Source organism: Shewanella profunda (assembly GCF_023283765.1).
GTDB classification, from domain to species: Bacteria; Pseudomonadota; Gammaproteobacteria; order Enterobacterales; family Shewanellaceae; genus Shewanella; species Shewanella profunda.
Genome location: NZ_JAKILG010000003.1, coordinates 37,319 through 49,474, shown reverse-complemented (window position 1 = coordinate 49,474; position 12,156 = coordinate 37,319). Strand labels below are relative to the sequence as shown.

At 41.7% G+C, this 12,156-nt stretch carries 10 protein-coding genes; 2 read left to right on the top strand and 8 right to left on the bottom strand.

The window, feature by feature from the left end; genetic code table 11:
* Window positions 1–363 precede the first annotated feature (363 nt).
* The 3 genes from L2744_RS02250 to L2744_RS02240 all read right to left on the bottom strand — a co-directional run bounded on the left by L2744_RS02250 (window position 364) and on the right by L2744_RS02240 (window position 3,016).
* On the bottom strand, window positions 364–903 hold the full coding sequence (locus tag L2744_RS02250) for a YfaZ family outer membrane protein (protein ID WP_248990524.1): 540 nt from the start codon (window positions 901–903) through the stop codon (window positions 364–366).
* A 164-nt stretch (window positions 904–1,067) separates the two neighbouring features.
* A complete protein-coding gene (locus L2744_RS02245; RefSeq protein ID WP_248990646.1) occupies window positions 1,068–1,571 on the bottom strand; it encodes a GNAT family N-acetyltransferase in 504 nt (167 codons plus the stop codon).
* 74 nt (window positions 1,572–1,645) lie between these two features.
* Window positions 1,646–3,016: a magnesium transporter gene (locus L2744_RS02240; RefSeq protein WP_248990523.1), complete on the bottom strand. Its 1,371-nt coding sequence runs from the start codon at window positions 3,014–3,016 to the stop codon at window positions 1,646–1,648.
* A 148-nt stretch (window positions 3,017–3,164) separates the two neighbouring features.
* On the opposite strand from L2744_RS02240, the gene L2744_RS02235 reads away from it, so the two are divergent.
* Entirely contained in the window at window positions 3,165–3,650 is a 486-nt protein-coding gene (locus L2744_RS02235; RefSeq protein WP_248990522.1) for a glutathione peroxidase, read from the top strand.
* A gap of 578 nt (window positions 3,651–4,228) precedes the next feature.
* On the opposite strand, the gene L2744_RS02230 is transcribed toward L2744_RS02235, so the two are convergent.
* The 5 genes from L2744_RS02230 to L2744_RS02210 all read right to left on the bottom strand — a co-directional run bounded on the left by L2744_RS02230 (window position 4,229) and on the right by L2744_RS02210 (window position 10,937).
* A complete protein-coding gene (locus L2744_RS02230; RefSeq protein ID WP_248990521.1) occupies window positions 4,229–6,067 on the bottom strand; it encodes a M1 family metallopeptidase in 1,839 nt (612 codons plus the stop codon).
* Window positions 6,068–6,533: 466 nt separating this feature from the next.
* Window positions 6,534–7,505 carry a PstS family phosphate ABC transporter substrate-binding protein gene (locus L2744_RS02225; protein ID WP_011790078.1) on the bottom strand — a complete coding sequence of 324 codons (972 nt, stop codon included), beginning with the start codon at window positions 7,503–7,505 and terminating at the stop codon, window positions 6,534–6,536.
* Between the two features lie 226 nt (window positions 7,506–7,731).
* Complete coding sequence (phoR, locus tag L2744_RS02220) at window positions 7,732–9,030, bottom strand: phosphate regulon sensor histidine kinase PhoR (RefSeq protein ID WP_248990520.1); 1,299 nt, start codon at window positions 9,028–9,030, stop codon at window positions 7,732–7,734.
* A gap of 80 nt (window positions 9,031–9,110) precedes the next feature.
* Window positions 9,111–9,800, bottom strand: a complete 690-nt coding sequence (gene phoB, locus L2744_RS02215; protein ID WP_007646631.1) for a phosphate regulon transcriptional regulator PhoB — start codon at window positions 9,798–9,800, stop codon at window positions 9,111–9,113.
* Window positions 9,801–9,986: 186 nt separating this feature from the next.
* Complete coding sequence (locus L2744_RS02210) at window positions 9,987–10,937, bottom strand: porin (protein ID WP_248990519.1); 951 nt, start codon at window positions 10,935–10,937, stop codon at window positions 9,987–9,989.
* Between the two features lie 291 nt (window positions 10,938–11,228).
* Between L2744_RS02210 and rdgC the strand changes: the two genes are divergently transcribed.
* Window positions 11,229–12,143, top strand: coding sequence for a recombination-associated protein RdgC (rdgC, locus tag L2744_RS02205; protein WP_011918960.1), 915 nt, complete (start codon window positions 11,229–11,231; stop codon window positions 12,141–12,143).
* Window positions 12,144–12,156 lie beyond the last annotated feature (13 nt).

Below are 12,156 nucleotides of genomic sequence, written 5' to 3'. Positions count from 1 at the left end.
TTACGTTGAAAATTTAATATCAAGAGAAAAGTAAACATCACAAAAATACCGTTATTTATATTTTCATAGCCAAATAGATTTAGGATGCTAAAGCTTTTTCCTATATAGGAAAATCTAAGTATTCCCTTTCTGCCACATTTATTTTTCAACCAATTAAACTAAATGAGTTGAATATCTAATATTTTACATTGGTATATTAGCCCCAAACTTCATAGTTTTTTCCATTATATTTTAGATGATTAACAATGGTTTTACACTTTAAGTCTGAGAGATATCGATTGAGGCGTATTAAATGTAAATAATATGAAAAAGCCGACCAAGTTTTAACTTTGGCCGGCTCAATAATCTATACAAAATTAATACTTAAAAGCGGTATTTCCCACCAATATATACACCATCTTCAAAGGTCAAATCGCGGGCATTATCATATTCAAATGCGAGTTTTCGATAACCGACATAGAGTGCCATATTGGGCGTGACACTATACTGAACTTTTGAATCTAATTCATAATGACCATCAACGTTGCCAAAAGATAGAACAGAAGGTGCATAGTAAGCTGCTGCGTGGAGTGAAATATTGGGTCCCATGGAAAGGATATAACGACCACCAACAGAAACGGCACTACCATTGGGAGCCTCGTCTGCCCAAAGCTGGCTTAACTTTGCCCCTACTTCAAAGTGGTGCACACTCGTATCGTAAGTCATGTGCATAGCGCCTTGGGCAATATGACCACTATCATCTGAGTAGATATAACCTAATACCGCATTAGTATCTTGACTCAGTTGTAGTTCTAACTCTGTAGAAACCACATCATTGTTCAACCCTAGGTTAAATTCTGACGCATTCACTTGCAGCGCTGCGACGCTCAATAATAAGACACTTGCTACTCTGAACTTAGCCATGAAAACACCTCAATAATCACTGTGGATAATAGCCACAGATCATACCGAAGAAACAAAGAAAATCTGCATATTAATGTAATCAAGGAGGATAAATTACAAAAAATGAACCAATAAGAACAAAAATAAAACAGCTTTAATACAAATTAGTTTCACCTACTGACTATTTAAACCAATGGAGTGCGATCACCAACTAAAGACTGCATTACCACTTCGACATCGATATTATCCTCTAGGGCTAAATAATACCAACCAACAGTATTTCTCGTACCTCGGATACTTAAATAATCACGCCAAAATATAAACCCGGCTTTTAAAAGATTTGCTCGGCTAGAGGTATTTTCCGCACGAATTGTTGCAAATAACATAGAAATACCCCGAGATTTGGCGACCTCAATCCGCTTTCGTGTCAAACCTTGAGCAATCCCTTGACGCCGATATAAAGGAGACACGACTAAATAGCCAAGCTCCCCTACACTGCCTTCCCCAGCCTTAATAGCTGCACAGCCAACAATATCCCCTTGGGACGTTTTTGCGAGGATCACTACGCGAGCGCGAAAGAAAGCTTGATGATCCAGTGGATGGGCATTGTCATCACGCTTATCGATTAAGCTTGCCGCCAGTATTAATTCCTCTGGCTTTTCACTTACCACAAACTGAATACCACTCATGTCTAAATTATCCATCAATATTGTCTATGGGTAGAGTCCACAAGTCCTGCTATGTATCCACCTAAATGAACCCATTACAAATAGAGTAACGTCGCCATTCCTAAGAAAGTAAAAAATCCAACCACATCCGTTACTGTAGTTAAAATGACCGAACCTGATAACGCCGCATCTTGATTGAACTTCTGCAATATCATAGGTACCAGCACCCCAGCCAACGCGGCCACCGCCATATTAATCAAAATAGCACAACCAATCACAATGCCAATGGTATTATCGCTAAACCACCAGCCCGCAATGACGCCAATCACAATGGCCCACAAAATACCGTTGACGATACCTATACCAAGTTCGTTTTTCATTAACGAAAACACGTTACCCACAGAAATTTGCCCCATCGCCATACCGCGGATCATGAGTGTCAACGATTGGCTACCTGCAATCCCGCCCATAGAAGCGACAATCGGCATCAATACTGCCAGTGCAACAACTTGTGAAAGCACGTTTTCAAAAAGCCCGATAGTGGCTGAAGCGAGAAACGCAGTGAGTAAGTTAATGCCAAGCCAAACAGCTCGACGCTGGGCACCTTTCATAATAGGTGCAAATAAGTCGTCTGACTCATCCATACCTGCTGTAGCCATTAATTGCGCCTCATAGTGCTCACGCACTAGCGCCGTTGCAGTTCGCAGCGTCACGCGACCAATCAACTCACCCTGCTCGTCAATAATGGGTAATTCAATTTCGCGGCTATGCTCGATTGCTTCAGCGGCATCCAATAAGCTCGTATCCGCGGACAACGCTCTGCTATCCGCAGCTAAAAGTGAAATTAATAATTCATCGGGATTGTGCTTAAAAATATCGTAGCGTCTTACCGTACCTTGATATTTATCTTCATCATCAACGATAAACAGATTGTCGTTGCAATCGAGTTCTATTCGCCGAAAAAAACGCTGCGCCTGAGCAACAGTTGCCTTATCACTGAGAACCAACATTTGATGGTCAGTGTAACGACCAATTTCATTCTCTGAATATTGATCATATAACTCAAAACGTTGCCTCTGACGCTCCCCCATTTGTGCCAATGCGCGGTCAGTAAAACTCTCGGGGAGGTAATCACTCCATTCAATTAAATCTTCGGGGCTTAATTGCGCAAATAACAAATCCACTTCGTTATTGGGCATCCGCTGCAAAATTCCCATACGGGGATTGGCACGCATCAAGCTGAGTACCGTGACACGTTCGCTAAACTCAACCTGCTGCCAACGCTCGTAACGCTCATCTAAAGGTAAAGATTCAAGGGCCAGAGCAATGGTGCCAGGTTCTGCCTCGTTTAAAATTTCGCTAAATACCTCAGCTTGTTCTTCACCTTCAACATCAGTGAGTTGCTGAACAACCTGCCCTACATCTACCTGAGTGTTTGTTTCATATTCGGCTTGATGTTCAGTCACATGGATGCCCTTCTCTTACAACTAAATTAACGTAACTATATTGATATTTAAGATAATTAGCAAACAAACCAACTAAATTGCACACAAGTATATTGTTAAAAATATATTTATTGCTTATGCTATAGTTCTACATAAGGGGGAGATAAACATGACATCAAATATTTACAGCCATACAGCAACAGATATTCAAGGCAATACCGTATCGTTAGCGCAATATCAGGGTAAAGTTTTGCTGATAGTGAATACCGCGAGTGAATGTGGATTTACGCCGCAGTACAAAGGGTTAGAAGCACTTTATAAACAATTTCAAGATGAGGGATTCGTGGTACTTGGTTTTCCTTGTAACCAATTTGGCGCACAAGAAAAAGCTGATGAGGAAGGGATCCAACGTTTTTGCGAATTGAATTTTGGGGTGAGTTTCCCACTATTTTCCAAAGTTGAAGTGAATGGTGATCATACTCACCCTCTATATCAGTATTTAAAAAAAACGGCTCCTGGGGTCCTAGGCACTGAAGCTATCAAATGGAACTTCACTAAGTTTTTAGTTAATCGTCAAGGTGAAGCCATTGAACGTTTCGCCCCAACAACAAAACCTGAAGCATTAGCCAGTAAGATTGAAGCTCTATTGAAATAATTTTTTTAATTTATCTATTTGAAATTATTTTGTTTTATAGAAAAGTCGATTTATTTTTAATATTTGATGGAACTTTAACCGTACGATCCCCTCAAATGTATTGAACAGCGAATGTCTTTTTCATGTTCATCATTCTCCCTGGGGCTTCTAGCGCGGCCCCCTTGACCTAGCAATAGGTCACTAGGCGACCATTTGGTTGCCTTTTTTTATGTTTTTAGCTTTGATCTCTTTAGTCGTCATTCAAAAAATATCGTTATTTAAGCCTCCCGAATCCTCTCAAAAAAGATTTTTTCTATTTTTTTCTAAAACGAGTGAACTTTACAAAAAATGATGACTCTGAGTATACGTAAGGATTAGCAAATGAGATTAAATGCACACTTGGTAGTGGAGCTTGTTAGATAAAGAGCTTCATTCAAATGATACAGTTTCTGTTTTATCGCATTGAGTCAGGTTGGTTAGTCGTTCATCATCATCTCCCTTTTGGGATACAACGGAAAACACGCTAGCGCACTGAATTCTTTTGTATTCTACTCTGATTTTTTATGGCAACCTCTGGTTGCCATTTTTTTATCTCAAATTTATGGGCATTTTAACGACTTATCCAACTGTACTTGAATCGATGGATGATACCCTTTACGAGCTTTAGCATAAATTTCTTTTAATTCGGTATCATATCCAGCAATTTGTAGTTCTGCATAAAGCGGTCGCACAAATTTACCTCGGCCAATGCGCATCAAATAAGCACTTAAAGCTGGCAAAACTGGATCATAGTGATTACGAATTGCCACTCTAAACCAATCACAGGCAATTTCTGCATTCTTAGATTGGGTGAAATGAAAAGTGTCATCAAGATCCATCAGTTGGACTTGGGTCAAAACTTCAGGTAATTGACTCAAAAAATATTGCCAGTGGTGAACTCGCCAACCTTTAACGGTTAAATGACTTGCCGCTGTCCCCTGTAAAAAACACGCCAGTGCATCATCCACTTTATCTAAACTCGACGAAGTTGGACCTCTATACCATTCTGGTAAGCCTTCACCATAAACCCACTCAAGCAGCTCTACTTCACTTATTTTATCTGGATATGTTTGTAATATGGTTGCTTGAGCATAAGTGACAAACTCCTCGGTCGTGATGGCTTTAAAAGCAAAATGGCTCACATATTTGATTAAAAATTTATCGAACTCAATCCTTCCGAGTCTATGTTCTAGCTCGTGAACAAACATGGAAGCTTTATCATAGGTAAAGCGATTAAACGCAAGATTGGGATCGTCCAGTTGCACATTCGCAGGTAAGGTTTGTTTGTATTTAGGTAACGAGGTCATTTCCTCTTTTAGACGGCCAAACTCTATCACCCACTCTAATTCAGCCTGTTCTTTACCATAAACGGCTTCGACAATTCGATTGGTAAAATAGGTGGTAAAACCTTCGTTTAACCAAAGATCCCGCCAAGTTGCATTGCTCACTAAATTCCCAGTCCAAGAATGGGCTAACTCATGGGCAACGGTTGACACCAAACTTTTATCCCCAGCAATCAAGGTTGGCGTTAAGAACGCCAATCTTGGATTTTCCATTCCACCAAAGGGAAAACTCGGTGGCAGCACTATGATGTCATAGCGATCCCACACATAGGGACCAAGTAATGCTTCAGCAACCTCGAGCATATGTTCGGTATCATCAAATTCGGCAACGGCAGCCTTAAGCATACTGGGTTCAGTATAAACGCCACATCTTGGACCTATTGCTTGGAAAGCTATATCTCCTACAGCTAATGCCATTAGGTGAGTAGGAATGGGCTTTTCCATCTCAAATGTAAAGGCGCCTTCTAATGGGGTTTCTGGATGATTCATAGCACTCATTACAGCACGCATCCCCTGTGGTACATGTACCTTAGCGTCGAAGGTAATTCGCACTTTGGGGCTATCTTGCAGTGGGATCCAGCTACGAGCATTAATGGGTTGCGATTGACTAAAGAGGTAAGGTTGTTGTTTACCCGCGGTTTGTTCTGGCGTTAGCCATTGCAACCCTTGTGCATTGGGGGATGTTTGGTATTCAATACAAATCTGATAGCAAGGAGTGCGAGGTAAACGAATACAGAGTTTTTGCCCTAGGATTGGATTGTTTTCTTGGAATTCAAAATCAAGGAACTCTACATTAAGGGGCTCTGCATTAACGGTTGTCACGGCAAGTATGGTTAAATCTCGAGTATCAAGCCAAAGCTCTGCAACATGTGATTGCACAAAGTTCAATGACAGTGTCGCTTTACCCGTAAGGCGCTGAGCATAAAAATCCACCGATAGCTCCAAAGAGACATGGGTCACTTGCACCTGTTCGCTATTGGCAAAAGAATGATAATCTCGGGTCAGATCCCAATCGGTATTGATAAATAAATGACTGTGTGTTGATTCTATCGACATAGCCTCGATAACCTGTATTCACTGTAGCAATTAAGACACATTATCGACTGCAAATTTAGTCAGACGCAAATGGTATGATCAGGATGTATCATCGGATTTTTGTAACTAAGCATATTCTAGGCAATTGCCGTTTAAGGGGGGTAGGTTGATAAAATGCTGTTGTAGAAAGCACCTATTACGCAGTATTAATCTTTTTATATAAATTTTTTTGCTCTTTGTGTGAACTAATTTTCAAACCTTGAGTCAGATATTATGAACCGAATCTTTGCAATGAGTTTCTTCGTTCATCATCATTCTCCTTTAGATGGTTTCTAGCGCGATAATCCCGGTATTCCGATTTGGAATTTATAGCAACCTACTTAGGTTGCTTTTTTTTTATACCTTCGTTTGTACTTAAATCTTTCTCTCAAAGCCTCCCCATAAAAAAGGACCTCCGAAGAGGTCCTTAAGTGTGATACGACTTAACTTACAAGCGAATACCTAATTGCTCTAAATCTTTAGCAACAACGCTTTTGGGTAAAGTGACATAACCGTCTTTCTCTACCACTTGCTGACCTTGCTTAGACAGCACGTAACGGATGAATTCTTTTTCCATTGGCGCTAAATCTTTGTTTGGTTGTTTGTTCACGTAAACATATAGGTAACGTGATAATGGGTAAGTACCGTTAGCCGCATTTTCAGGTGTCGCTTCGATAAACTCATTGCCTTTCTTGGCAATAGGCACAGCTTTTACACCTGCTGTAACATAGCCAATTCCAGAATAACCCACAGCATTAAGTGATTGAGATACTGATTGCACTACCGAAGCAGAACCGGGTTGCTCATTCACGTTGGCTTTGAAATCACCTTTACAAAGAGCATGTTCTTTAAAATAACCATAAGTACCAGATACAGAGTTACGGCCGTAGAGTTGAACATCTTTTGCTGACCAGTTACCGTCAAGGCCTAAATCACCCCAACGTTGGATATCACTGCCACCACATTTGTGCGTAGAGGAGAAAATACCATCAACTTGCTCTGCAGTTAGACCTTTAATTGGGTTGTCTTTATGTACAAACACAGCTAAAGCATCAATTGCTACGCGAATTTCTGTAGGCTTATAACCATAATGCTTTTCAAACGCTTCAATTTCGTTGGGCTTCATCTTGCGGCTCATAGGACCGAACTGTGAAGTCCCTTCTGTCAACGCTGGTGGCGCTGTAGAAGAACCTGCGGCTTGGATCTGGATGTTGACGTTAGGGTACATGTGCTTAAATTCTTCAGCCCATAATGTCATCATATTGGCTAAAGTATCCGAACCTACAGATGATAGATTGCCTGATACGCCACTTGTTTTCTCATAAGTAGGCAGAGATTGATCAATCGATGCCATGGCAGTGGCAGAGAATACACCAGCGGCAGTAAGAGTCATCGCGCCGACAAGCTTTTTCAGTTTCATTATATGCTCCAGTAGTAAGCTAACTAATTTCTAACTAAGTTTCTTCAGACGCAGCCAGTATCAATTGCTACAATGACAATTCTATGTCTGTGATGTGACACTTAGATGACAATGTCACATTTTTATATTTTTTTGAGTTCACCGTCCTGCAAAGGTGAGATAAACAAAATAAAACAGGCCGTAATGGCCTGTTTTTATTATTAATAAATCCAATATTTTACATATGCTATTTCTTGCGTTTGATTAAATGCAGCGGGATCACAAAGCTAAAAGTACTCCCTTTTCCCACTTCACTTGTAATCGTTAACTCACTATGGTGGTGATTAAGTGCGTGTTTAACAATCGCCAGCCCTAAGCCACTGCCGCCGGTTTGGCGAGAACGAGCACTATCGACACGGTAAAAACGCTCCGTTAAACGAGCAATGTGTTGTGGTGCAATACCTTCCCCCGTATCTGTCACACTAAAAAGCCCGCCCGTAGCCACACTTCGCCACTGTACGGTAATTTTGCCGCCAGGCTCTGTGTAGCGAATAGCATTAGAAATTAAATTAGAACAAGCACTTCTAAGTTGTAACTCATTACCGTGTGAATCGAGTCCTGATTCACAGTAAAAACTCAACTCATACCTATCTTGAGCAACTGCTTTCGCTTCTTCTTTAAGGACTTCCATTAATTGCGACATATTAACGGTGTTCTCTAAATTTATATCTGCCGCATCTTCAATTCGCGAGAGCACTAATAGCTGTTCGACCATGGATTGCATGCGTTGAGTCTGCTGCTGCATTAATGCCAGCGGCTTGACATTCATCGAATCAGGCTCTGCCATACTTTGCATCATTTCGAGGTAGCCCTGTAACACAGTGAGCGGCGTTTTAAGTTCGTGTGACACATTAGCGACAAACTCTTTACGCATTCCCTCTAGCTGACGTATACGAGTAATATCCCGCGCAATTAATAACAATTGTCTGTCACCATAAGCCATGATACGGATTTCAAGTAAACGCTTATCCGATACAGGCGAAGGTAACTCCAGCGGTTCTTTATATTGTGCACTTTTGATATAAGCGGAAAAATCAGGATGGCGGATTAAATTATCGATTCGTTGACCATTATCCTGCGGCCACACAAAACCGAGAATCAGTTGCGCTAACTTATTACACCATAAAATATTATGCTCAGAATCAAGCACCACAGCGGCATCGGGCAGCGCTTCAGCGCCTTGACGGAATCGGGCCAACAGCGCGGCTAATTGCCCAACACGGCGGCGATTCTTCCCTTGGAGGCGATAAATGCCGTTAAATATCCCTTCCCAGCTCCCACTGCCCTGCGGCGGCGTGAGTTTTCTATCCCGCCATAACCAAAAGTTAAGCCGTGCTAATTGGCGATAATGCCACAACACTAGACCGAGCAGACCAATAGTGAGTATCCAGAGGGGGCTCCCAACCAATAAACCAATTAGCAAACAAAGCAGTAGAAAAACTGCCAAGCGCGTAAATAACCGATACCCTGAATAAGAGTGAGACATAGATAAACCCAGACATCAGGCTAAATAGGAGGAGCACAAGATAGCCTAAAAGCCAACTTGTGCCTATCTCTTATTCGGCACTATATGCGTGTTGAAAAACGATAACCTGCACCACGAACAGTCTGGATCAAACGATCATGTCCAGATTCTTCAACGGCTTTACGAAGACGTCTAATATGCACATCGACGGTTCTGTCTTCCACATACACATTGGTGCCCCATACATTGTCGAGCAACTGTTCGCGGCTATAGACACGTTCTGGGTGCGTCATAAAAAAGTGCAATAAGCGAAACTCAGTAGGCCCCATATCGAGTACCGTCTCACCCACACTCACCCTGTGGCTCACGGGGTCGAGCAGTAAACCTTGCACATCAATGGTTTCCTCTAAACGGGTAGGAGCACTGCGGCGCAATACGGCCTTAATACGGGCGACCAGCTCTTTAGGGGAAAAGGGTTTAGTGATGTAATCATCGGCGCCGACTTCGAGGCCTTTGACTTTATCTTCCTCTTCACCACGGGCGGTTAACATTATGATCGGAATTTGGCGGGTAAACTCATCTTGTTTCAAGCGTTTCGCCAGTTGAATACCACTTCCGCCAGGAAACATCCAATCCAATAAAATCAGATCGGGGTAAGGCTCCTTTAGCAGCGCAATGGCCGAATCAAAATCCTCCGCCGCAGAGGTCGTAAACCCATGCTGTTCCATTACAAAAGTCAGCATCTCGCGGATGGCTAACTCGTCTTCTACTATCAATATCCTTGCAGTCATAAGTGATTTTCTGTCAGTGAATGTCAACACGGTTATTATTAGTCATTTTTATTACAGATTTATGAATAAGCGCACCGCGCAAGCCATATAGTAGCGATATTTGTCATAATGAGTTTATATAACTGTTTGTTTATGGCAATAAAAAAGGAGGCTGCATGCCTCCTTAATTAAACCTTGATACCGGATTTAGAATTTGTGTTCTAAACCAACACCAATGTATTTGTCATCATCAGAAGAAGCTTCGAATGAACGATTAGTGTAGAAAGCTAATAATTTCGTTGGCTTACCTAAGCTGTAATCGGCACCCACTGACCATGAATCACCTTTGTCTTCCATATCTTGGAATTGTGCTTTCAAAGTGACTGCCTTGATATCATAAGCCGCACTGAACAGGTAACCGTTAACGCTATCAGTCGTCACCGGCAGTTCGTCTTTATAGGTCTCTTCCTGCTGCTGGTACATACCACCTAAGGTGAAACCAGCGATTTTACCTTGTACCGTAGCACGAATAATTTCATAACCTTTAACATCTGAATCGTAAGCGATAGCCGCATAGAAAGCTGATTCTTTCAGTTTAGCGTCACCGTACATGGCCGCTAAGCTGAAGCCGTCTTGACCTTGTTGATTGGCATCGCCTTCCGCCACATAGGTTGCGCCGAAGACGAAACCACCAAATGAAGGTGTTAAATAAGTTGCCGTTTGGCTTAAACGGTTTTCGCCTTTGAACAGGACTTTAATGTCGCCAGTTTCATATAAATCGTTGAATTGGTCAACGCCACCTTGAGAGGTTTTCAGCAGGGTGTCGTTACGACCCACAGAGAACGAACCAAAGGAGCCTTTCAGGCCGACGAATTGATTACGGGCTGTGAAGTTGTTGCTAGTCTCAGCGTCAGTATCAACTTCATATTCAATAGTATAGAAGGCTTGTAACGAGCTAGACAGTTCGAAATCACCCTTCACACCAAAACGAGAAGCATTACTTTGAATAGTTGTTGTAGCATCACCTTGCTCATCATTCGATTGAGCAGTGACATTCAACTTACCATAAACAGTCAGCGGCTCAGCGGCATAAGCTGAAGCCAGAGTTGTAGAAGCTAGCGCAGAAGCGAGTAGAGTTTTACAAAAAACGTTCATCATTTCATCCTTTCGACGTTATGTTCGTCTTGGTTATTGGTTTGGAACGACCGAAAGTGTGCAATGAATCTGTTTCAGTTTTATTTCAAGTGTGACAACTTAGGTGAATACACGGAAAAATACGTCAGCAATAAAAATTAAATACCATTAATATCAATAATTAATAACTTAAAAACCGGAATGTTACAATTTAATGAATTCTGCATTAGCCCTTAGATTAAGCTATTGCGTGTAGGTTTACCCCGCCCCAACTATGCCGTAAACTGCCACTTTATTTTCCGATGAGCGCCTCTTATGTGGTTTAAAAATCTTACTCTTTATCGTTTTAATAAACCTTTTGTCGTCGAAACTGAAGCACTTGAAACCGCACTTGCAGATTTCACTTTCTCCCCATGCTCAAGCCAAGACATCAGTAAATTTGGGTTTTCCAATGCCTTAGGAAAAAAAGGCAGTTCCTTGGTGCATAGTGCCAACAATCGCCATTTAATTTGTGTGACTAAAGAAGAAAAAATGCTCCCAGGCCAAGTCATCAAGGAAGCACTTGAAGAAAAAGTGGCTCTCATTGAGGATGAAGAAAATCGAAAACTGGCAAAAAAAGAGAAAGATGCTCTTAAAGATGAAATTATCACCAGTTTGTTACCACGGGCATTTTCACGCCGTAGCCAGACTCGCGCACTGATTTTACCAGAGCTGGAAATGATCCTCGTTGATAGTTCAAGTGCCACTAAGGCCGAAGAATTATTAGCGTTATTACGTAAAGCTCTCGGCAGTTTGCCAGTGATCCCCTTAAGTTTTAAAGCGCCTGTTGAGTCCCATTTAACCGAATGGTTAAAGAATGGCAGTGCACCATTACCCTTTGAAATGCAAGATGAAGCAGAGCTTAAATCAGAAGCAGATGAAGGTGGCATTGTACGTTTTAAGCAACAGGATCTAAAAGAAGATGAAGTGCTCGCTCACTTAGCGACGGGCAAACAAGTTCATAAATTAGCCCTGCACTTTGGTCAATCCATCGCGCTATTGCTGCAATCGGATGCTAGCGTGAAACGTCTTAAATTCTCTGAAGAATTTAGAGCGGGGAACGATGAAGTCGGTACTGATGATCCTATGGCACGTTTAGATGCTGATTTTGCATTAATGGGTAGCGAGTTAGTTGCCTTAATGCACGCACTTGTATCAGCCCTTGGCGGACTAGAAGAAACACAAGACTAACTCCTCACTTAAT